This is a genomic window from Actinotalea soli, from assembly GCF_017565425.1.
Lineage (GTDB): Bacteria > Actinomycetota > Actinomycetes > Actinomycetales > Cellulomonadaceae > Actinotalea > Actinotalea soli.
In genome coordinates this window covers 187,022-210,902 of sequence record NZ_JAGEMK010000005.1, presented here as the reverse complement: position 1 = coordinate 210,902, position 23,881 = coordinate 187,022, and the positions used below count along the sequence as shown (strand labels likewise).

The 23,881-nt window shown below is 73.6% G+C and carries 13 protein-coding genes; 12 read left to right on the top strand and 1 reads right to left on the bottom strand.

Features of this window, described 5'->3' with window-relative positions:
- Positions 1-11: 11 nt before the first annotated feature.
- The 12 genes from J4G33_RS11455 to J4G33_RS11400 all read left to right on the top strand — a co-directional run bounded on the left by J4G33_RS11455 (position 12) and on the right by J4G33_RS11400 (position 19,681).
- Positions 12-1,619, top strand: a complete 1,608-nt coding sequence (locus tag J4G33_RS11455; protein ID WP_208056100.1) for an NADH-quinone oxidoreductase subunit M — start codon at positions 12-14, stop codon at positions 1,617-1,619.
- Positions 1,616-3,199 (top strand): NADH-quinone oxidoreductase subunit NuoN, encoded by a 1,584-nt coding sequence (gene nuoN, locus J4G33_RS11450; protein ID WP_208056099.1) that lies wholly within the window; start codon positions 1,616-1,618, stop codon positions 3,197-3,199. Before J4G33_RS11455 ends, nuoN begins: the two co-directional genes overlap by 4 nt.
- Complete coding sequence (locus tag J4G33_RS11445) at positions 3,196-4,200, top strand: polyprenyl synthetase family protein (RefSeq protein WP_208056098.1); 1,005 nt, start codon at positions 3,196-3,198, stop codon at positions 4,198-4,200. The genes nuoN and J4G33_RS11445 overlap by 4 nt, the downstream gene beginning before the upstream one ends.
- Before the next feature lie 159 nt (positions 4,201-4,359).
- The gene (locus J4G33_RS11440) at positions 4,360-5,178 is read left to right on the top strand and encodes a PP2C family protein-serine/threonine phosphatase (RefSeq protein ID WP_307793862.1); all 819 of its coding nucleotides are present in this window, start codon (positions 4,360-4,362) and stop codon (positions 5,176-5,178) included.
- Positions 5,175-6,602 (top strand): FHA domain-containing protein, encoded by a 1,428-nt coding sequence (locus tag J4G33_RS11435; protein ID WP_208056096.1) that lies wholly within the window; start codon positions 5,175-5,177, stop codon positions 6,600-6,602. The genes J4G33_RS11440 and J4G33_RS11435 overlap by 4 nt, the downstream gene beginning before the upstream one ends.
- Positions 6,599-8,209, top strand: a complete 1,611-nt coding sequence (locus J4G33_RS11430) for a serine/threonine-protein kinase (RefSeq protein WP_208056095.1) — start codon at positions 6,599-6,601, stop codon at positions 8,207-8,209. Before J4G33_RS11435 ends, J4G33_RS11430 begins: the two co-directional genes overlap by 4 nt.
- A gap of 82 nt (positions 8,210-8,291) precedes the next feature.
- The gene (locus J4G33_RS17835) at positions 8,292-14,012 is read left to right on the top strand and encodes an Ig-like domain-containing protein (RefSeq protein ID WP_208056094.1); all 5,721 of its coding nucleotides are present in this window, start codon (positions 8,292-8,294) and stop codon (positions 14,010-14,012) included.
- Positions 13,969-14,385 carry a fibronectin type III domain-containing protein gene (locus J4G33_RS11420; protein WP_208056093.1) on the top strand — a complete coding sequence of 139 codons (417 nt, stop codon included), beginning with the start codon at positions 13,969-13,971 and terminating at the stop codon, positions 14,383-14,385. Before J4G33_RS17835 ends, J4G33_RS11420 begins: the two co-directional genes overlap by 44 nt.
- Positions 14,386-14,440: 55 nt before the next feature.
- Entirely contained in the window at positions 14,441-15,409 is a 969-nt protein-coding gene (locus J4G33_RS11415; protein WP_208056092.1) for an AAA family ATPase, read from the top strand.
- 1 nt (position 15,410) lies between these two features.
- Positions 15,411-16,604 (top strand): DUF58 domain-containing protein, encoded by a 1,194-nt coding sequence (locus tag J4G33_RS11410; protein ID WP_307793861.1) that lies wholly within the window; start codon positions 15,411-15,413, stop codon positions 16,602-16,604.
- Positions 16,601-18,979: a transglutaminase TgpA family protein gene (locus tag J4G33_RS11405; protein ID WP_243758975.1), complete on the top strand. Its 2,379-nt coding sequence runs from the start codon at positions 16,601-16,603 to the stop codon at positions 18,977-18,979. Before J4G33_RS11410 ends, J4G33_RS11405 begins: the two co-directional genes overlap by 4 nt.
- Positions 18,980-19,000: 21 nt before the next feature.
- On the top strand, positions 19,001-19,681 hold the full coding sequence (locus J4G33_RS11400) for a hypothetical protein (RefSeq protein ID WP_208056091.1): 681 nt from the start codon (positions 19,001-19,003) through the stop codon (positions 19,679-19,681).
- Between the two features lie 21 nt (positions 19,682-19,702).
- On the opposite strand, the gene eccCa is transcribed toward J4G33_RS11400, so the two are convergent.
- The gene (eccCa, locus tag J4G33_RS11395; protein ID WP_208056090.1) at positions 19,703-23,698 is read right to left on the bottom strand and encodes a type VII secretion protein EccCa; all 3,996 of its coding nucleotides are present in this window, start codon (positions 23,696-23,698) and stop codon (positions 19,703-19,705) included.
- Positions 23,699-23,881 lie beyond the last annotated feature (183 nt).

Sequence of the window (23,881 nt, the reverse complement as noted above, 5' to 3'; positions counted from 1 at the left end):
AGACACCACACATGCAGGATCAGACCTTCCCCTGGCTCACCACGCTCATCGTGGTGCCGCTCATCGGGGCCGCGGTGCTCTGGGCGCTGCCCAGCGCCGCCCGCCGCCACGCGCGGCCGATCGCGGTCGGCTTCTCCCTCGTGGCCCTCCTGGTCGGCGTCCTCGCGGCGCTGAGCTTCGACAGCGCGGACGCAGGCACCCACCAGCTGGTCGAGCAGGCCTCCTGGATCCCGGCCTTCGGCGTGAGCTACGCCGTGGGCGTCGACGGCGTCGGCCTGCTCCTGGTGCTGCTCTCCGTGGTGCTGGTGCCCCTGGTGCTCCTCGCCGCCTGGCGCGAGCACCCCGACCGCGCGGCCGCCGGGACCGAGGGCACGGCGAGTGCTCGCGAGGTCGTCGCGGGAGGGCGCATCCGGCACTACATGGCCCTGGTCCTGGTGCTCGAGGCCCTCATGGTCGCGGTCTTCGCGGCCCGTGACGTCTTCCTGTTCTACGTGCTCTTCGAGGCCATGCTCATCCCCGTCTACTTCATGGTCGGGGCCTTCGGCGGCCTCCAGCGGCGCTACGCCGCGGTGAAGTTCCTGCTGTTCTCGCTCGCCGGTGGGCTCGTGATGCTCGCGGGGGTCATCGCCCTGTACCTGCAGGGCCCCGGCGGCCCCGAGGGATTCCTCGTCGACAACCTCGTCGGCACGGAGATGTCGGTCACCACCGAGCGGCTCATCTTCCTGGCCTTCTTCCTGGCGTTCGCCATCAAGGCGCCGATGTGGCCGGTGCACACCTGGCTGCCGGACACCGCCGAGCAGGCCCCGGCAGGGACCTCGGTGCTGCTGGTCGGGGTGCTGGACAAGGTCGGCACCTTCGGGATGCTCACCCTGTGCCTGCCGCTCTTCCCCGAGGCCTCGCGCTGGGCGGCGCCGGTGATCATCGTGCTGGCGGTCGTCTCGATCCTCTACGGCGCGCTGCTGGCGATCGGGCAGAGCGACCTGATGCGCCTCATCGCGTACACCTCGGTCAGCCACTTCGGCTTCATCGTCCTGGGGATCTTCGCCTTCACCTCGGTGAGCGTCCAGGGTGCCTCGCTCTACATGGTCAACCACGGCCTCTCGACCGGGGCGCTCTTCCTCATCGCCGGGTTCCTCGTCGCACGGCGGGGCTCGCAGCGCATCGAGGACTTCGGCGGCCTGCAGAAGGTCGTCCCGGTCCTGGCCGGCACCTTCCTGGTCGCGGGTCTCTCCGCCCTGTCCCTGCCCGGGCTCTCGACCTTCGTCAGCGAGTTCCTGGTCATCGTCGGGACCTACGGCGCCAACCGCCCGGCGGCGATCGTCGCCACCCTCGGTGTGGTGCTCGCAGCGATCTACGTCCTCTGGACGTACCAGAAGGTCTTCACCGGCCCGGTGCGCCCCGAGCTCGCCGCCACCCCTGACCTCTCGGTGCGGGAGAAGGTGGCCGTCGCGCCGCTGCTCGGTCTGATGCTCGTGCTCGGCTTCTACCCCGCCCCCGCCCTCGACCTGGTCCGCGAGCCCGCCTCGCAGACCCTCGAGGACGTCGGGGTCCAGGACGCCACCGCGAGCTACGCCGACGAGACCAGTACCAGCACCACCGATGACGGGAGTGACCAGTGACTGCGGCCTTCGTGGCGCCTGAGATCGCCTGGGCCCAGCTGACGCCCGTGCTCCTGGTGCTCGGCGCGGGAGTGATCGGCGTGCTCGTCGAGGCCTTCGCCCCGCAGCGCGTACGGCGCCCCGTGCAGCTCGCCCTCTCCCTGGCCGCGACCGCGGCCGCGATCGTGGCGGTCGCAGCCCTGTGGTCCGGGGTCCGTGAGACCGGCGGCACCGTGGTGCTCGACGGCTCGATCATCCTCGACGGCCCTGCGCTCGTGCTCCAGGGCATGCTCGCGCTGCTGGGTCTGGTGGCCTTCCTGGTCATCGCCGACCGGACCGAGTCGGGGGAGGACGCCTTCGCGCCCTCGGCCTCAGCGGTTCCCGGCTCGGACTACGAGGAGGTCGCTCGGCGCAAGGGCCTCGAGCAGACCGAGGTCTACCCGCTGGTGCTCTTCGCCCTCGGCGGGATGATGATCTTCCCGGCCGCGGGGGACCTGCTGACCCTCTTCGTGGCCCTCGAGGTCCTCTCCCTGCCGCTCTACCTGCTGTCGGGCATGGCCCGCCGTCGTCGCCTGCTCAGCCAGGAGGCGTCGATGAAGTACTTCCTCCTGGGAGCCTTCGCCTCGGCCTTCTTCCTCTTCGGCGCGGCCCTGCTGTACGGCTTCGCCGGGTCGGTGCGCCTCGCGGACATCGCCGTCGCCACGACCACGGTCGTGGGCATGGACGGTCTGCTGCTGGCGGGGCTCGTCCTGGTGCTCGTGGGTCTGCTGTTCAAGGTCGGCGCCGTGCCGTTCCACTCCTGGACCCCGGACGTCTACCAGGGCGCACCGACCCCGATCACCGGCTTCATGGCGGCGTGCACCAAGCTCGCGGCCTTCGGTGCGATGCTGCGGATCGTCTACGTGGTGCTCCCGCCCCTCGAGTGGGACCTCATGCCCCTGCTGCTCGGGGTCACGGTCATCACCATGGTGGTCGGCACCGTCGTGGCGATCGTGCAGACCGACATCAAGCGGATGCTCGCCTACTCCTCGATCGCCCACGCGGGCTTCATCCTCGTCGGCGTCGTGGCGCTCACCCAGTCCGGGATCAGCTCGGTGCTCTTCTACCTGCTGGCCTACGGGCTCGCCACCATCGGCGCCTTCGCGATCGTGTCGCTGGTCCGCGAGGTCAACGCGGGCCCGGGTGGGGCCGTCGTCGCCGAGGCGACGCACCTGTCGCAGTGGTCCGGCCTGGGGCAGCGTCACCCCGTCCTCGCGGGTGCCTTCACCCTCTTCCTGCTGTCCTTCGCGGGGATCCCGCTCACGGCCGGCTTCGCAGGGAAGTTCGCGGTCTTCGCGGCGGCGATCGACGGTGGGCTCGCCTGGCTCGTCGTCGTCGGCGTGGTGGCCTCGGCCGCGGCGGTCTTCTTCTACGTGCGGCTGATCGTGCTGATGTTCTTCACCGACCCGATCGGCACGGCCGGGGAGTCGACGACCGTGGTCCGGTCCGAGGGGCTGACGACGGTCGCGATCGGTCTCGGTGTGCTCGGCACGATCGCGCTGGGCGTCTTCCCGTCACCGCTGCTCGACGTGCTCGCCGACGCGGCGGTCTTCATCCCGTGAGCTCTCTGTCCCTGCCGGTGGCCGACCCGGAGCTCACCGAGCTGCTCACGGGTCGGCTCTCCCTCGTCGAGGAGCGCCTGCGCGGCGCGGTCGCCCACGCGGACGTGCTCGCCGACACCGCCTCCCGGCACCTGGTCAACGCGGGGGGCAAGCGGCTGCGGCCGCTGCTGACCCTGCTGGCCGCCCAGCTGGGCGAGGGGCACCGTCCCGAGGTCGTCGACGCCGCGGTCGTGGTCGAGCTGACCCACCTCGCGACGCTCTACCACGACGACGTCATGGACTCGGCCCCGGTACGTCGCGGCGCCCCCGCAGCCCACGAGGTCTGGGGCAACCACGTCGCGATCCTCACCGGGGACCTGCTGTTCGCGCGTGCCTCCGCGGTGGTCGCCGGGCTCGGACCGGACGCCGTCCGGATCCAGGCGAGCACCTTCGAGAGGCTCTGCCTGGGCCAGCTGCACGAGACGGTCGGCCCGGCCGAGCACGAGGACCCTGTCGAGCACTACATCCAGGTGCTCTCGGACAAGACGGGGTCGCTCATCGCCACCTCGGCGAGGTTCGGGGCCATGTTCGCGGGCTGCCGGCCCGACGTCGTCAGCACGCTGGTCGCGTACGGCGAGAAGGTGGGCGTCGCCTTCCAGCTCGCCGACGACGTGATCGACCTGAGCGCCGACCCGGCCCAGACGGGCAAGACCCCGGGGACCGACCTGCGCGAGGGCGTGCCCACCATGCCCGCCCTGCTGCTCCGCGCGCAGGCCGCCGGGCCCGAAGGCACCGAGGGGGACCGGGAGCTCGTGCGCCTCCTCGACGCGGACCTCACCGACGACGCTGCGCTCGCCGAGGCCGTCGCCGGCCTGCGGGGCCACCCCGTGGTCGAGGAGACCCGGGCGAGGGCCGAGGCCTGGGCGCAGGATGCGGTCCGCGCACTCGGTACGCTTCCCTCGGGAGCCGTCAAGGACGCCCTCGTGTCCTTCGCCGAGGCACTGGTCGACCGAGCCGCCTGAAACTCGTCCGCCCGGAAGGCTCAAGTCCTGGCCCCACTAGGCCGATGGAGTGACGGGAGTCTGCCCGCTGGTGGCGCACGGTCCAGGTGCGCCGGGGGAGGCTGGAGGGATGGGGGTTCAGTGCGCACGTCGTGGGGTTCGGCAACCGACCGCGGTCGCGTGCGCCGGCTCAACGAGGACGCCCTCCTCGCCTACCCCCCTGTCTTCCTCGTCGCGGACGGCATGGGTGGGCACGCGGCCGGCGACGTCGCGAGCCGTCTCGCCGTCGAGGAGTTCTCCCAGCTCGCCGGCCGAGCCTCGGCCAGCCCCGACGACGTCCACGACTGCTTCCACCGCACGGCGCTCAGGCTCCGGGAGACCGTCGCGGCGGGCCGCACGGCAGGGACCACCGTCGCGGGGGTGGCCATCGCCGCTCACGACGGCGGCTCCTACTGGCTCGTGTTCAACATCGGGGACTCGCGGGTGTACCGGTGGTCCAACGGCGTGCTCGAGCAGATCAGCGTCGACCACTCGGTGGTGCAGGAGCTCCTGGACCGCGGTGAGATCGCCCCCGAGCAGGTTCTCGAGCACCCCGAGCGGCACGTCATCACCCGCGCCGTCGGGACCGGCCCGGACCCGGACCCCGACTACTGGCTCATCCCCGCCGGGAGCAGCGACCGGCTCCTGATCTGCTCGGACGGCCTCACCTCCGAGCTGCCCGACGAGGTGATCGCCGTGGTGCTCCACACGGTCGCCGACCCGCAGGAAGCCGCCCAGCTCCTGGTGACCCAAGCCATCGAGGCCGGCGGCAGGGACAACGTCAGTGCCGTCGTGGTGGATGTCGCCACGGTCGCCGCAGCAGCCGACACCGATGACACCCTCCGTGCGGAGGACCGACCGGTCCTGTCCGCCGCCGTCTCCGAGGACGCGTGGGACGAGGAGATCGACGGTGCCACCATTCCCCGCCCCAGCCGTTCCCAGCCCGAGGTGACCCCATGATCGTCCCCGCCTACACCGCCGGTGACTGGTACGCCGTCGTGACCGACGGCAGCGTCGTCCTCCTCCCGGGCACCACCCGGGCCGAGACCGTGCGCGACATCTGGATCTCGCTGCGCGGCGGGGGCGCTCTCACCGAGCAGCTCCAGGTGCTGCTGGCCCCGGGGATCGCTCAGCTGCCCCCGTTCGCCCTGGTCTCGGTCGAGGGCGGGGAGGTGCACGCGGTGGTGCGAGGCGAGGTCGAGGTGGAGGTCGCGACGGCGTCGGGCACCCGGGTGCTGTCCGCGGCACAGGTCGCGACCTGGACCGAGGAGCTCGTCGGGGCTGCGCGCAGCCTGACCGTGCGTGCGCCCGCCGCAGGCTCCGCGAGGACGCCGGGGCAGGACCAGGACGGCGGCCACGAGCTCCTCCCGGTGCTGTCCGGGGTCGTGCGCGCCTCGAGCGTCGAGGTCGAGCTGCGGGACAGCAGAGACCGAGGCGGCGAGCGCCCGGCTGCTGGCGTGCCTGCCCGCGCCGAGGTGGAGGCCGAGGCGCAGCCCGGGCGCGGGGCCGAGGGGCGCCGTCGTCAGGACCGTCGGCCCGCCGAGGGCTCCGCTCCGGTGGTGCGCGAGGAGCAGCCTGCCCGCGCGGACGCGCGCCGTGAGAGCGCTGCCCCCGAGCCTGCCCCCGCGCAGGCCGCCCCCGAGCACGCCGCGCCCGAGCCGGCGGCCGCGCCCGAGCCGGCGGCCGCCCCCGAGCCGGTGCCTGCCCTCGCGAGCGTCCCGTTCGCGGCCGCAGCCTCTCCCGCGGCCCGCCTGACCCACCGGGGCGAGGCGCTGACCCCGCGCGACCTGCTCGAGACGGACCACCTCGCGGCGCAGCAGGTCGCCCCCGTCCCGACCTCGGCTCCCGTCTCCGCGGCCACCCCCGAGCCCGCCGCCGCGGCCACCCCCGAGCCTGCCGCCCCCGCCACGATCGAGCCCGCCGAGGACCACGACGGCCTGACCGTGCTCAGCTCGGACGTCGTCGCCCTGCGCCGACAGCTGCCCGAGTGGGCGGGGGACGCCGTACCCGGGCCCTTCGCGGTGCCGGCCCCGCAGGCCCCGCCGCCGGCCAAGATCCAGCTGTCCTCAGGCCTGGTGGTCTCCCTCAACCGGCCCGTGCTGCTCGGGCGCGCCCCGCAGGTCTCGAGGGTGACCAACAGCCAGCTCCCGCGGCTCGTGACCGTCGCGAGCCCCAACCAGGACATCTCCCGCACCCACGCCGAGGTCCGCATGGACGGTGAGGACGTGCTGGTCACGGACCTGCGCTCGACCAACGGCGTCCTGCTCCTGCGCCAGAACGCAGGTCCGCAGCGGTTGCACCCGGGCGAGCCGACCGTCGTCGAGCCGGGCGTGGTCGTGGACCTCGGTGAGGGCGTCACCTTCATCGTGGAGCGGGGCACATGAGCAGCCGCCGCGAACCGTCCGCGCCTCCAGCGATCCCCGGGTACGAGGCGGCTCACCTGCTCGGCATGGGCGGCTTCGCGGACGTCTTCCTCTACACGCAGCAGATGCCCCGCCGCTCGGTCGCGGTCAAGGTCCTGCTGGCGAGCCACCTGAGCGACGAGGTCCGCGGGCGCTTCCGCACCGAGGCCGACCTCATGGCCCAGCTGTCCCACCACCCGTCGATCGTGACGATCTACCACGCCGACGTCGCGGCCGACGGTCGCCCCTACCTGGTGATGGAGTACTGCTCCCGGGCGGGGCTGGGGGAGCGCTACCGCACCGAGCGCATGGGCGTGGCCGAGGTGCTGCGACTCGGCATCCGGCTGGCCTCGGCCGTTGAGACCGCGCACCGGGCCGGGATCCTGCACCGGGACATCAAGCCCGCCAACGTGCTGATCACCGACTTCGGCTGGCCGGCCCTGACCGACTTCGGGATCGCGGCGACGACCCTCGCCTCGGGGGCGGCCACGGGCATGTCGATCCCGTGGTCCCCGCCGGAGATGCTGGTCGAGGACCCGACCGGCGACGTCCGCTCGGACGTGTACTCCTTGGCCGCGACGGTCTACTCGCTGCTGGCCCGCAGGTCGCCCTTCGAGGTGCCGGACGGCTCGAACACGGCAGCCGACCTGATCATGCGGATCGAGCGCTCCCCGCTGAGCGCGACCGGGCGTGGTGACGTGCCCGAGAGCCTGCAGGCCGTGCTGGCCCGGGCGATGGACCGCAACCCCGAGCGCCGTCACCACTCGGCGCTGGCCTTCGCACGGGCCCTGCAGCAGGTCGAGGCCGAGCTGCTGCTGCCGCTGACCCCTCTGGACCTCCCGGAGGACGTGACCTCGGAGGTTCCGGGCGGTCCCGACGGCGGGACGGACCGTGAGGTCTCCGACGGCGAGCGGGACGGCGAGGGCGACCAGGCCACGCGGCTGCGCCCGGTGGTGTCGGTCTCGCCCGACGGCCCGCTGGTGCCGGTCCCGGCCTCCACGGGCCCGGGGCCCACACCGGCGGTCGGGCAGCCGCTCGGGTCGGTCGCCGGTCCGGTCTACGCGCCGGTCGCCACGGGGCTCGCCGAGGGCGACCCGGACGACGTGCTCGAGGCGTGGCGCCGCTCGGCGCAGGAGGTGCCCTCTGCCGTCCCTGAGGCTGCGCCCACCCGCGGGCCAGGCCGCGTGATCGCGCTGGTCGCGAGCGGGATCCTGGTGCTGGGTGCGGCCGTCCTGGCCGGGGTGCTGGCCCTCGGCGGGGAGCCCCAGGCAGCCCCCGAGGAGACCTCGCCCGACGCGTCGCCGACCGTCGACCTGGTCCTCGCGGTGCCGGCCCCGACCGAGCTCGAGGGTCGCCGCGTGGGCGAGGAGGTCGAGTTCACCTGGGTCAACCCCGAGCCGCTCGACGGGGACCAGTACCTGTGGGGCGAGGTCGTCCCTGGTGGGGCCACGGTCCTCACCGTCGTCGAGGAGCCGCAGGTCCTGTTCGCCCCGACGGCCACCGGTGAGGTCTGCGTCGAGGTCGCGATCGTGCGGGCCGACCGCCGGTCCTCGGCCCAGCCTGCGGTGGGGTGCGTGAACGGTGGCTGAGGTGCTGGGGAGGGCCGCCGCGGGGCCCCACGAGGGACGCCGGTCCTGGACGCGGCTGGGCGCTGCCGTCACGATCCCGGTCGTGGCCGCGACGCTGGCCCTGATGTACCCGGGCGCGCCCGTCGCCCAGGTGGACCTCAACGACGGGGCCGTGTGGCTGACGAACACCTCGCAGCAGAAGCTCGGTCGCTTCAACATGCAGATCGAGGAGCTCAACGCCGGGCTGGTCGCGACGACCTCGGACTTCGACGTGCTGCAGGACGCGCAGGACGTGCTGCTCGTCGAGCCCGGGAAGGTCTCGGCGGTCGACCCCGCGGGCGTGGTGCTCGCCGGGGAGGCTGCGGTGCCCTTCGGTGCGCAGGTCTCGATGGCTGCCGGCACGGTCGCGGTCAGCGTCCCGGGGTCGGGCGGCCTCTGGGTCGGGCCGGTGTCCATGGTCGGGGCCCTGGGCTCGGAGACCCCGCACGTGGAGCTCGGCGAGGGCGGGGTCGCCGTCGTCGGGGAGGACGGCACGGTCGTGGGGGCCTCGGTGGACGGGACCCTGCACGAGGTCTCGGTCGTCGAGGGCAGCGACGCGGTCGACCATGCCGAGGACGGCACCCTCTCCGGGCTGCCCGACGGCGGGGTGCCCGGGTTCGACCAGGCGACCACGGTGGGGACCGACCTCGTGGTGCTGGTCGGCACGCAGGTGCACACCCCGTCGGGGTCGACCGACCTCGCGGCCTACGGCACGGACCTCCTGGTCCAGCAGCCGGGCCCGCAGGCCTCCCAGGTGCTGGTCGCCACCCCGGACGCCCTGCTCGAGGTGCCGTTGGACGGCGGCGACGTGCGGGAGCACCGGGCGGGCGGCTCAGGGCGCCCGGCGGCTCCGGTGCGGGTGGGCAGCTGTGCGCACGGCGCATGGGCCTCCGCCACGGGGAACTACCTCCAGCTGTGCGACGGCTCGGACGCCAGGGCCAAGAACCTCGAGGAGATGACCACCTCCGACGAGCTGAAGTTCCGGGTCAACCGTGACGTGGTGGTCCTGAACGACACGTCGCGGGGCCGCCTGTGGGTGCCCCTCGAGGACCCGCGACTGCGCGAGCCCAACTGGCAGGACATCGAGCCGGACGAGGAGATCGAGGAGGACGACGACGACTCCGACGCGACGCAGGCCACGCAGAACCTCCAGGCCGAGTGCACCGCGGACTCGAGCTCTCCCCTCGCGGCCGACGACGAGTTCGGGGTGCGGCCGGGTCGGACCACGATCCTCTCGGTGATCGACAACGACACCTCCTCCGACTGCGGCATCCTGACGATCTCCGAGCACGACCCGATCCCGGAGGACTTCGGCACCCTCGTGCCGGTGTACGGCGGCAGGGCCCTGCAGCTGACGACGACGCCGGGGGCCACGGGCACCGTCGACCTCACCTACACGATCAACGACGGTCGGGGCAGCTCGGCGCCGTCGACGGCCGAGGTTCGCCTGACAGCGCGCCCCGACTCCCTCAACGAGCCGCCCGTGCAGCTGCGCACGGGCACCGTGCTGGTCGAGCAGGGCGCCTCGGCGACCTACGACCTGCTCCCGGACTTCCGCGACCCGGACGGCGACCACCTGGTGCTGGTCGGGGCCTCGGTCGACTCGGGCAGCGCGGTCCGCACCCGCCAGAACGGTGAGCTGACCTTCGTCTCGGACGGCGCCGACCTGGGCCGTCAGCTGGTGACCGTGCAGGTCTCCGACGGCATCGAGACGGTCGACGGGATCGTCAACGTGGACGTCCGTCCCGCGGGCTCGCTCGCCCCGCTGATCGACCCGGTGCACGCCGAGACCTACGTCGACCAGCCCGTCACGGTGCGTCCCCTGGCCAGCGTGCGCAGCGCGACGCGTGAGCCGGTGCGGCTCGCGGGGGTCGACGACCACGCCGAGGCGACGGTCGAGCCCGACCTGACCGCCGGCACCTTCAGCTTCACGGCACCGCGCCCCGGGACCTACTACGTGAGCTTCCTCGTCACGGCCTCCCCGCAGGAGGCCGCCGGCCTGGCGCGCATCGACGTGCTCGAGCAGCCCGAGACCACGCCGCCGCCGGTCGCGGTGCTCGACGTCGCGCTCCTGCCCCCGGGCGGTGAGGTGACGATCGACCCGCTCGCGAACGACGTCGACCCCGCGGGGGGCGTCATGGTGCTCCAGTCGGTCGAGGTGCCCGAGGGCACCGGGCTGCGCGCGGCCGTGCTCAACCACCGGCTCGTGCGGTTCACCTCGACGCGCGTCCTCGAGGGGCCCGTGGTCGCGAGCTACACCGTCTCCAACGGCGTGGCCTCCGTGACGGGGGAGATCCTCGTCCAGCCCGTCCCTGCTGCGGCCGGCCAGCAGGCCCCGGTCGTGCCGGACGTCGTGGCGACGGTGCGCACGGGCGGGGTCGTGACGATCCGTGCGCTCCAGGACGCCTACGACCCCGACGGCGACCCCCTGACCCTGCAGACGACCCTCGCCGAGCCCCTCGCGAGCGGCCAGGGCCTGATGTTCGTCTCGGGTGACACCCTGCGCTACCAGGCCCCGGCGACACCCATGGAGGTGCACGCGACCTTCGTCGTGACTGACCCGTCGGGCAACGCCACGGCCGCGAGCGTGACCGTCCGCGTTCACCCCTCCGACCCGGAGGACAAGGCTCTGCCGCGTCCGGAGAACCTCACGGCCCGTGTCTTCGAGGGCGGGACGGTACGGATCCCGGTCCCGCTGGTGGGCATCGACCGCGACGGGGACGGGGTGTACCTGCTGGGGCCCGACGTCGTGCCGTCCAAGGGCCGGATCGTGGCGATCGGTGCCGACTGGATGGACTACGAGGCGCTGCCGGGTGAGCTCGGCACCGACGAGTTCACCTACGCGGTCGAGGACTGGGTCGGCCAGCGTGCCGTCGCACGGGTGCGGGTCGGGATCGCCCCGCGCCCGACGACGGCGGCTGCGGTCGTCGCCCGGGACGACGACGTCACCGTCCGTCCGGGTCAGCGGGTCGAGGTCCGGGTGCTGGGCAACGACGTGGACACCTCGGGCGGTGAGCTGACCCTCGCCGAGGAGCTCGACGTCGAGGAAGGGGTCGAGGCCCGTGTCGAGGGCCGGCGCGTCGTGGTCCAGACCCCGGAGAGCTCGGGCGTGGTGCAGGTCGGCTACACCGCGACGAACGACCGCGGTGGCCGGGACACCGCGACCTTGACGGTGACGGTCTCCGACGACGCGCCCTTCCTGCCCCCCGTGGCCCGCGACGTCGTCGTGCCCGCCGTGGACACGATCAACCGGTCGACCGTCGAGGTGGACGTCCTCGAGGTCGCGGACAACCCGAGCGGCCCGCGCTCCGACCTGGAGGTCTCGGTGCACCGCTCGGCGGGCGAGGTCGCCAGCGTGACCGAGGCCGGCCGCGTGCTGGTCCAGCTGACGACCCAGCCGCAGAGCATCCCGTACCGGTTGACCAACACCCACCCGCAGGCCGAGGGCGTGAACTCCCTGGCCTTCATCACGGTGCCCGCCCTCGGGGACTTCCCGCCGGTGCGCCGTCCACGGGCCCCCGAGCTGCGGGTGGTCGCGGGGGAGCGGCTGGAGATCTCCCTCGACGAGCAGATCCAGGTCGCCCCCGGCCGGTCGGTGCGTGTCGAGGACGCGAGCCGGGTCACCGCGACCCGCGCGGACGGGTCCCCCCTCGTGGTGAACAACCGCACGCTGCAGTACACCGCGCAGCAGAACTACGCCGGACCGGCGTCGATCTCGGTCCAGGTCACCGACGCCCTGCCGGGCGCGGAGGGACGCACCTCGGTGGTGACCCTGCCGATCACGGTGCTCGCCGCCGAGGCCTACCCGCCGACCTTCAGCCCGTCCACGCTCACGGTGGGCCCGGGGGAGGTCACCGTGGTCGACCTGCGGGTGTTCACCTCGACCCCGGTCGGCACCGCCGAGGGCCTCGAGCGCTACGCGTACAGCCTGACCTCGCAGGCCCCGCGCGGGTTCAGCGTGAGCCTGGACGGCACGCAGCTGACCGTCCAGGCCGACCCGACGGTGCCCCGGGGCACGGTCGGCGGCGTCGGGGTCCAGATCGCCTACGGCGGTTCGAGCTCGGTGACCGGGCAGGTCGAGTTCCAGGTGACGGCCAGCTCGCGTCGCCTGGCCAACGTGGTGGACCACCAGCTCGAGGGGGTCGAGGGCAACACCCACACGGTCGCGGTGCTCGACGGCGCCTCGAACCCGTTCCCCGGCGAGCCGCTGACCGTGGTCGGCGCGGTGGTCGAGACCCCGGGTGCCGGCGACGCGAGCGTCTCCGGCCAGGGGGTGGCGGTCCGACCCGCGGCGGGCTTCATCGGCACGATGGTCACCCGCTACCGGGTGCGGGACGTCACCGGCGACCCGGACCGTGAGGTCGAGGGACGGATCAGGATGACGGTGCGTGGTCGGCCTGACGTCCCGCGTGCGCCCCGGGTCGGTGAGGTCCGCGACCGCACCGTGGTGCTCTCGTGGGACGCCCCGGCCAACAACGGGTCACCCATCACGGGGTACCGGGTCACCGCCCAGCCAGGCGGCAACGTCCGCGAGTGCGCCTCGACCACGTGCACCATCGACGGCCTGACCAACGACGTCGAGTACAGCTTCACCGTCGCGGCGCGGAACGCGATCGACTGGTCCGACCCGAGCCCTGCCTCGGCACCGGCCCGGCCCGACGCGGTCCCCGGAGCCCCCGGCTCCCCGAGCCTGGTGTTCGGCGACCGTCAGATCGCGGCCAGCTGGAGCGCCCCGGACAACCCTGGCTCGGCGATCACGGCCTACACGGTCGAGATCAGCCCGGCGAACCAGCGCGGGCAGAGCTCCTTCACGACGTCGAGCACCAGCACGACCCTGCCCGACCTCGCCAACGGCACCAGCTACGCGGTGCGCGTGCGGGCCCAGAACCGCGCTCCCGATCCCGGGCCGTGGAGCGGATGGACCGAGGACACCCCCGCGGGCGTCCCTGCCGCCCCCTCCGTCACCGCGACCCGGGTCGACGACGCGCTGGGCGGCAAGATCGACGTCCGCTGGACCCCGGGTGCCACCAACGGTGACGCGATCCGGGACTACGAGCTCGTCATCTCCGGCGGGCCGAACTCACGCACCGTCGGGGGCCTGACGGGGACGTCCTACGCGTTCACGGACGCGGCCAACGGCGTGCAGTACACCTTCGCCGTGCGGGCCGCGAACAAGGCTGGGCGGGGGAGCGCCGGCAGCGCGAGCTCCTCGGCCTTCGGTGCGCCTGCGGGCGTCTCGGGGCTCCAGGCCAACCCGTCCTCCAGCGCCGACCCCGGGGCGGGGACCATCGACCTGAGCTGGCCTGCGCCGAGCGACCGAGGCTCCCGGATCACGGGATACGAGGTCGAGGTCAACGGCAGCGTGCAGACCACGGTCGGCGGCACCAGCCACCGGCTCACGGGTCTGACCGGCGGCCAGGCCGTGTCGGTCCGGGTGCGCGCCGTCAACGAGGCGGGCAAGGGCGAGTGGAGCGGGTCACGATCGGCGACGCCGGTGACCCGGCCCGGGCAGGTGGGTGGTGTCTCCCTCGGTGAGCCGGTCCGCGACGGCGGCAACCGACCGACGCGGGTCGACGTCACGTGGGACGCCCCTGGCAACTGGGGGGGGCGGCTCGTCTCGGGGGTTCCGCTACCGCTGCATCGTCGACGGCAGCCCGAGGAGCTGGCAAGGGGTGGACAACCCCGAGACGCGATCTGGCCAGTGCACCAACCTGCCGGAGCTCGACTTCTGGAAGCGCTCGATGACGGTCCAGGTGGAGGTCATGGCGTACTCCGGTGCCGGTGACGGGGCGGTCCGAGCGAGTCAGGTGGTGACCCTCACCCGGGCGAGCGAACCTAGTGAGGTCGGTGACATCTCGATCTCTGTCCCGGACGACCTCTCGCGTCTCGACGCGAGCTGGGGGAGGCCTGACAACGGTGGTTCGCGAATCACCGAGTACGTGGTGGAGCTCAACACCGGCGGCGGGTGGTCGGTGATCGGCCGTCCGGGGCAGCCGAGCATCCAGTACCCGTTCTCTGCGGGGCAGGTCGCCTACAGGCAGACGATCCTGGTCCGTGTGTCCGCGGTCAACGAGGTCGGTACCGGAGCCTCCAAGACGCAGGACTACCGCCTCCCCGACCCGCCCGACCCCGACCCCGGCGACGGCGACGGCGGATGACCGCCCGTCCCGCCCCCGGCAGCACATCGCACCACCCACCACAGGAGAGCAGCACGTGACGATCACCCCTGAGCAGAGCGCCTGGTTCGCCGAGACCTTCGACACCCTCGTGGCGAACGTGGGCGAGGCGCTGCTCGGCAAGGACCACGTGGTGCGCCTGGCGTTCACGGCGATGCTCGCCGAGGGGCACCTGCTCCTCGAGGACGCGCCGGGCACGGGCAAGACCTCGCTGGCCAAGGCCCTCGCCGCGACCGTGCAGGGCACCCACAGCCGGATCCAGTTCACCCCGGACCTGCTGCCCTCGGACGTCACGGGTGTGACGATCTACGACCAGAACACCCACGAGTTCACCTTCCACCAGGGCCCGGTCTTCGCCTCGGTGGTGCTCGCGGACGAGATCAACCGTGCCTCGCCCAAGACGCAGTCGGCCCTCCTGGAGGTCATGGAGGAGTCCAAGGTCACGGTGGACAAGGTGTCCCACTCGGTGGGTCGCCCGTTCATGGTCATCGCGACGCAGAACCCCATCGAGCAGGCCGGCACGTACCGCCTCCCCGAGGCCCAGCTCGACCGGTTCCTGCTCAAGACCTCCCTGGGCTACCCGGACCACGCCTCGATGGTCGAGATCCTCTCGGGCTCGGCCTCGCGGGACCGCACCGAGCGGCTCACGCCCAAGATCACCACGGGTGCCGTCGCGGACATGGCGGTGCTCGCCTCGACCGTGCACACCGACGCCGCGGTCCTGGACTACGTGGCGCGCCTGTGCGAGGCCACCCGGGTCGACGCGCAGACCGCCCTGGGCGTGAGCGTGCGCGGCGGCATCTCCCTGGTGCGCTGCGCCAAGGTGTGGGCGGCCTCCCAGGGGCGCGGCTACGTCATCCCCGACGACATCAAGCTGCTGGCCGAGCCGGTCCTCGCGCACCGCATCATCCTGGACACCGAGGCCGAGTTCGCCGGCGTCACGTCCACCCAGGTCGTCGGCCGCATCCTCGCCGACACCGAGCCCCCGGCCGCGCGGATCGACTGACGTGCGTGCTCTCCTCCGCCGGCTCGCCAGGGCCGGTCGCCGTCTGGTGCACCCCGTGTCGGGTGTCGGGTGGGTCGTCCTCCTGCTGGGCGTGCTGCTGGCCCTGGTGGGCTGGGACCGCGGCTGGCTCGAGATGACCGTGCCGGCGCTGACCCTGCTCGGGGCGATGCTGTGCGCCCTGGCGCTGACGGTGGGCCGCTCGACCTTCTCCGTCGACCTGGACCTCTCGGGCAACCGGGTGACCGTCGGGGAGCGGGCCGCAGGACGCATCACGGTCCGGAACACCTCACGACGTCGTCTCCTGCCCGCCCAGATCGAGATGCCGGTGGGGCGTGGCGCGGCCGACTTCCACCTGCCGTCCCTGGGGCCGGACGCCGAGCACGAGGAGGTCTTCGCGGTGCCGACCACGCGGCGGGCCGTCGTCGTCGTCGGGCCGGTCCGCTCGGTGCGGGGGGACCCGTTGGGCCTGCTGCGGCGGCGGGTCCGGTGGACCGACCCGGTCGACCTGTACGTCCACCCCGCCCTGGTGTCCCTGCAGGGGGCCGCCTCGGGGGTGCTGCGTGACCTCGAGGGGCAGGCCACCCGGGTGCTGTCGGACTCGGACATGTCCTTCCACGCTCTGCGCGACTACGTGGCCGGGGACGACCGTCGGCACATCCACTGGAAGACCAGCGCCCGCGTCGGGCAGCTCATGGTCCGCCAGTTCGAGGACACCCGCCGCACCCACACGGCGGTGGCCCTGTCGACAGCCCTCGCGGACTACGCGACTGAGGACGAGTTCGAGATGGCCGTCGCTGCGGCCGCCTCGATCGGTGTCCAGGCCCTGCGGGACGAGCGCGAGCTGACGGTCCTGGCGGGGGCCGGGCCGCTGCGCACCGACAGCCCGCCCCGGCTGCTCGACGACTGCTCGGCCATCGAGCTCGCCCTCGAGGGCCGCGGCGGGGACCAGCTCGGCACGTGGGTGGCGCGCTCGGCGGCCGACGCCTCGGTCGCGATCCTCCTGGTCGGCTCGGTTCCCACCCGCCAGGCGATGCGCGCCCAGGTCCGGCACCTGCCCGCCGGGGTGCGGACCCTGGTGCTCGTGTGCGCCGAGGGGGCGGCCCTCGAGGTGTCCCAGCACGGGACCCTGTCGATCGCACGGATGGGTTCCCTCGCGGACCTGCCGCGCGTGCTGCGCCGGGTGGTGGCCGGATGAGCGCCCCGACCTCTGCCCCCACACCCACCCCGGCCACGACGCCCCGCTCGACCCGGATGCGCCCGCAGGGCCGCCGGGCGTGGGTCGACGTCCTGGTCCTCGTGATCGCCCTGGGCCTGGCCCTGCTGCCCCTGGTGCCTGTCTACGGCTGGCCGGCGGCCACCCCTGCGATCCTCGGCGGCCTCCTGCTGGGGGCCGCGATCGCCGGTGCCGGGGCGCGCTGGCGCTGGCCGGCCCTGGTCACCAGCGCGGTGTCCCTCGTGGTGTACCTGCTCGCCGGTGGTGCGCTCGCCGCCCCGACGACGACGGTCCTCGGGGTGCTGCCGAGCCTGCAGACCGTCGTCCAGCTGCTCGCCTCGATCATCCGGGTGTGGAAGGAGGTGCTGACCCTCGACCCCTCCCTCGGGGCGAGCGGCACCCTCCTGGCCGCGCCGTACCTGCTGGCCCTGGTCGGTGCCATCACCGCGGTGAGCGCCGCGCTGCGGGCCGGTCGTCGGGGCGGGGCGTGGGCCGGGCTGGTGCCCGTCGCGGTGCTCGGCCTCGCGGTGCTGCTCGGCACCAAGGACACGGTGCTGCCCGTCGCCGCCGGCATCGCGATGGCGGTGCTGCTGCTGGGCTGGGCGGCGTGGCGTCGCGGGAACCTGGTGCCGCGCCGGGTGCTGGCCCTGGTGTCCCTCGGGGCCGTCGCCCTCGCCTCGGGGGCGGTGGCCGGTCCGGTGGTCGCCGAGCAGAGCCCGCGCTTCGTGCTGCGTGACGAGATGGTGCCGCCCTTCGACCCGCGCGACCACCCCAGCCCCCTCGCGGGGTTCCGACGGTTCGTCAAGGACTGGGACGAGACCGCGCTGCTGACGGTTCGTGGCCTGCCCGAGGGCACGCCGGTGCGCCTGGCGACCCTGGACGCCTACGACGGCGTGGTGTGGAACGTCGCAGGGTCGGAGGCCGCCGAGGGCTCGGGGGAGTTCCGCCGAGTGGGGGAGACCATCGAGACCTCGGTGCGGGGTGAGCGCACCGAGGTCGAGTTCGAGGTGCACGAGCTGCCCCTGGTGTGGTTGCCGACCGTGGGCTACGCCGAGCGCTTCGACTTCGCCGGGCCCCGGTCCCTCGACCTCGCGGCAGACCTGCGCTACAACGACGCGACCGGCACCGCCGTGCTGACCGCGGGCGTCGCCGCGGGCACCCGCTGGCAGACGACCGTCGTCGTCCCCTCGGTGCCTGACGACGAGGCCATCGGCAACGCGGGCACCGGGAACGTCAGCCTCCCGGAGGTCGACGGCGTGCCCGACGCCGTGCCGCTCTTCGCCGGCGAGGTGGCCGGGACCGCGACCTCGCCCGTGCTCATCGCCCGGACCCTCGAGCAGGGGCTCGCCGAGCGCGGCTGGTTCTCCCACGGCTTGACCGCCGAGGGGCAGTACCCGTCCCTGTCGGGCCACGGTGCGGACCGCATGACCACCCTGCTGACCGGTGAGCTGATGGTCGGCGACGGGGAGCAGTACGCCTCGGCCATGGCCCTCATGGCCCGCGAGATGGGGCTGCCCGCGCGCGTGGTCCTGGGCTTCGTGCCGGACGAGGAGCAGGCCGGCGCGCAGGAGATCACCATCCACGGTGAGGACGTGCAGGCGTGGGTCGAGGTCAGCTTCGCCGGGCACGGCTGGGTGCCGTTCTTCCCGACCCCTGACGAGTCCCGCACCCCGCGTGAGGACACGCCCACCGAGCAGTCCGAGCCCCAGCCCCAGGTGGTGCAGCCCCCACCCCCACCGCCCGACCCGGTCACCCCGCCCGACGACGACCCCGAGCAGGCCAGCACCGAGGACACCGAGGAGGACGCTTTCGCCTCGCAGATCTGGCGCACCGTCCTGACGGTCGCGGTCGCGGTCGGCATCCCCGTGGTGCTGCTGGTCCTCCCGCTGCTGCTGATCGCCCTGGCCAAGCGGCGCCGTCGGGAGCGTCGTCGCACCGCGGCGGTGCCCGTCGCCCGCGTGCAGGGCGGCTGGGAGGAGGTGCTCGACCATGCGCGGGACCTGCGGCGTCCGGCGCCCCGGGCCTCGACCCGGCGCGAGATCGCCGTCGGGCTCACCGCGGCGTTCGCCGCACCGCACGGTCGGTCCGCACCGGCGGACCCCGACGTCAGCACCCGCCGGGCCGCGACGGTCGGCGGACCGGTGGCCGGTCTCGCCGCCGGGGCGGACGCCGTGGTTTTCGGGCCGGGCGAGCCGGCCCCGGAGCAGGTCGAGGCCTACTGGCAGCAGGTCGACGCGGCGATCGCGGCGATGCACGAGGTCGTCCCCCGACGCCAGCGGTGGCTGGCCCGGTGGTCCCTGGCCTCGCTGCGTGCACGACGGCGGGAGCAGCGCAGGGCGCGACCGCAGGCACGCTGACCCTCTCGGTACGGTAAGGCCATGGCGTCGACGCAGCAGTCCCGGGTGCTGCAGCGGTCCCAGGCGCCGCAGCGGTTCCGCGAGCTGCGGCGGTCTCAGGTGCTGCAGCCCTCGTGGTGGTCGGCCTGGTGGCGGGGCAGGACGCGCTCCCAGGCCCGGGTCGTGCTCGGCGCGCTCGCCCTGGTCGCCCTCACCGCGGGTGCCGGTGCCGCGGGCCTGATCAGCCGCGAGCCCGACGGCGCGCTACGGGCCGGGATCGGTGAGCCGCACCCGGGCTCGACGGAGGTCGGCCCGGTGAGCCTGGTGCTGCCCGAGGCCCTCGGCCCGTGGGCGCAGGTGCCGGATGACCGCATGGACGCCCTGCGGTCCACGGGGGCCGGGCAGGGGCTGGCCCTGGACGGGGCGTGGGGCAGGGTCGCCCCCGGGGGCCTGCTCCTGACCGTGCTCAGCGTCGAGGCGGGATCGCATCGTGGTGTGGACGGCCTCGCGGGGCCGTACGAGGCGGGCACGGTCGACGTCGCCTGGCGCGGCTCAGCCTCGCACCGGACGGGTTCCCGGGCAGCGGACGGGGTCCGTGAGATCGCTCTGGCGGTCGAGCACCCGGACGGGCACCTGCTGCTGCTGTCTGTCAGCGGGCCGCAGGGCGCCTTCGTGTCGGGGGAGCTCCAGGAGGCCTTGTCCACGGTCCGGGTCGCCCCCTGAGGGCTCTCGGGGCGTCTGCGGTCAGGCGGGCGCGTCCTCGTGCTGGGAGGGCAGCAGGGCGAGCTGGACGACCTGCAGGCCGCGCTCGCGGGTGACGAGCTGACCGCGACCGGGGGGGCCGGGCACGGGCTTGGCGGCGCCGACGAGGGCGCCCTCCTCGGGGCTGCCGGACAGCACCAGGCCAGGGGCGGCGAGGTCCTTGAGGGCCTGGAGGACGGGCTCGTACATGGCGCGGCCCGCGCCGCCGGTGCGTCGGGCGATGATGACGTGCAGCCCGATGTCCCCGGCCTGGGCGAGGAGCGGGACCAGGGGCATGAGGGGGTTGCCGGTGGAGGTGGCCACGAGGTCGTAGTCGTCGACCAGCAGGTACACCTCGGCACCGCTCCACCAGGAGCGCCGTCGCAGCTGCTCGGGGGTGACGTCGGGCCCGGGCAGGCGCCCGCGCAGGTAGTCGGCGAGGTCGTTGATCTCGGTGGCGGCCTGGTCCTGGGTGGTGAGGTAGCCGGCGAGGTACTCCTCGGGGATCTCCCCGAGCAGGGAGCGGCGCAGGTCGACCGCGAAGATCTGCGCCTCGGTGGGGGTGTGCACGCGCTGGACCTCGGCGGCCACACCGCGCAGCAGGGCGGACTTGCCTGAGCCGCTGTCACCGAAGGCGATGAGGTGGGAGGTGGTGCGGGGGTCGAGGCCCACGGGGCCGAGCCGGGACTCCTCGACGCCGAGGAGCAGCTGCGGGGTCTGCGGCGCCATGGCGCGGACCTCGTCGAGGTGGATGTGCTCGGGCAGCAGCCGGAGCTTGGGCCCGCGGGGCCCGCGCCAGGCGTCGGCGACGGCCCGCACCAGGTGCTCGACGCCACCGCCGAGGGTGCCGGCGTCCCCGGAGCCGTCGACGCGGGGCAGCGCGGTGAGGATGTGGTGCTTGGTGGTGGCCAGCCCGCGGCCGGGGCGGTGCTCGGGGACGTTGGCGGCGACCTTGCGGTCGATCTCGGAGTCCATGGGGTCACCGAGCCGCATCTCGAGCTTGGTACCGAAGACGTCCTTGATCTGGGTGCGGAAGTCCATCCACCGGCTGGCGGTGGCCACGAGGTGCAGCCCGAAGGTGAGGCCGCGGCCGGCGAGGGTCTGGATCTCGGCCTCGAGCTCGTCGAACTCGGAGCGCACCGTGGACCACCCGTCGACCACGAGGAAGATGTCGCCGTACCCGTCGTCGACCTGGCCGGCGGCGCGGCGCTGCCGGTAGGTCTCGATCGAGTCGATGCCATGGGTGCGGAAGTACAGCTCGCGGGCGTCGATGATCCCGTCGATCTCGGCGACGATGCGCCGCACGACGTCTGGCTCGGCGCGGGAGGCGATGCCGGCCACGTGGGCGAGCTGGGTGAACGGGCTGAACGTGCCGCCACCGAAGTCGAGCACGTAGAACTGCACCTCGAGGGGGGTGCGGGTCAGGGCCAGGCCGGTGACCACGGAGCGCGCGGCGGTGCTCTTGCCGGTGCGGGGGCCTCCGACGATGGCGATGTGCCCGCCGGCCCCGCCGAGGGACAGGGTGAGGTTCTCGCGTCGCTGCTCGAGGGGCCGGTCGACGACCCCGAGGGGGATGACGAGGTCCCCGGAGTCTCGCCAGGTCCGCGAGACGAGGCCGAGCTCGGGGTCGGGGGCGAGGTCGGGCATGAGCTGGTCGAAGCTGTGCGGCACGACGAGGGGCTCGAGCCATACCTTGTGGGCGGGCGGGCCCTGGTCGCGCATGCGCGCGACGCCGATGTCGAAGGTGGTGCTGTCCTCGGCGGCCTCGACCTCGACGGGTTCGCGGGGGTCGCCGTCGGGGTGCTGGGCGGCCTCGACGGGGGCGGCGGTGAACAGCTCGATGCGTCCGGTGCCGTGGTGCTGGTCGGTGGGCCGGCTCGCGCCGCGGCGGGCGGAGGGCGGCCCGGAGACGTAGGAGGCGCGGAACTGGACCATGGTGGTCGTGTCGGGCTTGAGGTACCCCATGCCGGGCACGGCCGGCAGCGTGTAGGCGTCGGGCACGCCCAGCACGGTGCGGGACTCGGCTGCCGAGAAGGTCCGCAGGCCGATGCGGTAGGACAGGTGCGACTCGAGCCCGCGCAGCCGCCCTTCTTCGAGGCGCTGCGAGGAGAGCAGCAGGTGCATCTGCAGCGACCGTCCGAGCCGCCCGATGGCCACGAACAGGTCGACGAACTCGGGCTTGGCGGAGAGCAGCTCGGAGAACTCGTCGGCGACGATGAGCAGCGCGGGGAGGGGCTCGAGGTCGGTGCGGCCACCGAGGCGGGCCTTCTCGTAGTCGGCGACGTTGGCGAAGTTGCCGGCGGCGCGCAGCAGCTCCTGGCGGCGGGTCATCTCGCCCTGGAGGGCGTCCTGCATGCGGTCGACGAGGGTGAGCTCCTCGCTGAGGTTGGTGATGATGGCGCTCACGTGGGGCATCTCGGCCATGCCGGCGAAGGTCGCGCCACCCTTGAAGTCGATGAGGACGAAGTTCAGGTCCTCCGAGGAGTGGGTGAGGGCCAGGGCGAGGACGAGGGTGCGCAGCACCTCGGACTTGCCGGAGCCGGTGGCGCCGATGATGAGGCCGTGGGGGCCCATGCCCTGCTGGGCGGACTCCTTGATGTCCAGGGAGAGGGGCTGGCCCTGGCTGGTGAGGCCGATGGGGACGCGCAGCCGGTCGCGCTGCAGGCGGGGGCGCCACTGGACGGCGGGCTGGAAGTCGCGGATGTCGCCGATGCCGAGCAGGTCCACGAGCTCGGCGGAGACCGCGGGGCCCTCACCGGCGACGGGGCCGCTCTCGAGGTGCAGGGGGGCGAGGCGGCGGGCGGTGGCCTCGGCGTCGGCGAGGGCCATGTGGTCGGCGATCCCGGACCGGGCGCCCCAGCCGAGGCGAATCACCTGGAAGGCCTGGCGCCGGTCGTGGCCTTGGTCGAAGGCCTGGGGCGGGGGGCCCATGAGCAGCCGCAGGGTGTGCGCGTCGCTGAGCTCCTCCCAGTGGTCGGGCAGGTGCACGACGGTGACCCCGGCGGTGCCCTCGGGGGAGAGCACGGGGTGGCCGAGGGGTAGGTCGGCCCCGTCCACGACGATGACGACGTGCGGGACCTCGGTGCTGCCGTCCACGGCGAAGCGCGGCCGGTCGGTGAGGCCCTCAGGGAGCAGGTCGGCGATCTCCTCGTAGGAGCTGGCGATCATGCGGGCCGGACCGACGGCGTCGCGCGAGCGCATGGACTGCACGTGCGGCAGCCACTTGACCCAGTCCCAGTGCCGCAGCGCGGTGGGGGCCGCGAGGACGGCGATCTTGACGTCGTCGGCGGAGTGGAAGGTGGCGAGCTGGGCGAGCAGGGCGCGGGTGATGCCGCGGGCGCCGTCCTCGTCCCCGGCGACCTCGACCCGTGCGGCGGAGCGCAGGTCGAGGGTGAGGGGCAGGTCTCGCTGGGTGCTGTGCGAGACGAGGAACCGGTGGGCCGCGGAGGCGGCGACGGGGTCGAGCTGGGCCAAGGGCGGGGTCTCGGCGGGTTCGAGCTCGACGCACAGCGGCTGGTCGGCGCGGCCGGCGCGCACGGTGAGGTACTGCTCGTGCTCGAGGTCCCGTTCCCACACCCGGGTGCGTTCCTCGGCGACGGATGCGAGGGCGCGGGGGTCGGGGTGGAACCAGTGGGCGTGGCGGCGCTGGGCCTTGGCGGCGTTGCGCACCTGGCCGCGCAGGTCGCTGAGGTAGGCGAGGTACTCGCGGCGCGCCCCGACGACGGTCGACTGGTGCTGGGAGCGTTGACGCCAGATGTTGACCCCGACGAACCCGAGGGTGGCGACGAGGAACATGCCGGCGCCGATCATGCCGCGGGGCCCGGGCATCGCGACGGCCACGAAGACGATCCCCCCGAGGCTGCCGAGCATCGGCACCATCATCGACAGCGTGCCGCTCATGCCTTCGGAGGCGGCGAGCTCGGGTGGTGGCTGGACGGTGACCTGGCCCGACGGCGGGGGCGGCGGGGTGATCTGCTCCAGGACGGTCGGTGAGGTCACGGGGTCAACCTAGGTCACCGATCCTCGTTCGCGGTATCCGCGACCGAGGGGGTGGACGTGGATCGCCTCGTGCGGCTGCGCCTGATCACCAGGACGCCGGCGACGGGTGTGCCGTTGCGGCGCTCATCCCGGCCAGCGCCAGGGCCAGGCCCGGGCCTGTGGCGGCCAGGTGCCTGCGGGTGG

What these genes read in the sequence shown, in the direction of transcription:
- J4G33_RS11455 (WP_208056100.1), top strand. Translation starts at nt 12, where the DNA reads ATGCAGGATCAGACCTTCCCCTGGCTCACCACGCTCATCGTGGTGCCG.
- J4G33_RS11400 (WP_208056091.1), top strand. Translation starts at nt 19,001, where the DNA reads ATGGCGTCGACGCAGCAGTCCCGGGTGCTGCAGCGGTCCCAGGCGCCG.
- J4G33_RS11420 (WP_208056093.1), top strand. Translation starts at nt 13,969, where the DNA reads ATGACGGTCCAGGTGGAGGTCATGGCGTACTCCGGTGCCGGTGACGGG.
- J4G33_RS11405 (WP_243758975.1), top strand. Translation starts at nt 16,601, where the DNA reads ATGAGCGCCCCGACCTCTGCCCCCACACCCACCCCGGCCACGACGCCC.
- J4G33_RS11435 (WP_208056096.1), top strand. Translation starts at nt 5,175, where the DNA reads ATGATCGTCCCCGCCTACACCGCCGGTGACTGGTACGCCGTCGTGACC.
- J4G33_RS11430 (WP_208056095.1), top strand. Translation starts at nt 6,599, where the DNA reads ATGAGCAGCCGCCGCGAACCGTCCGCGCCTCCAGCGATCCCCGGGTAC.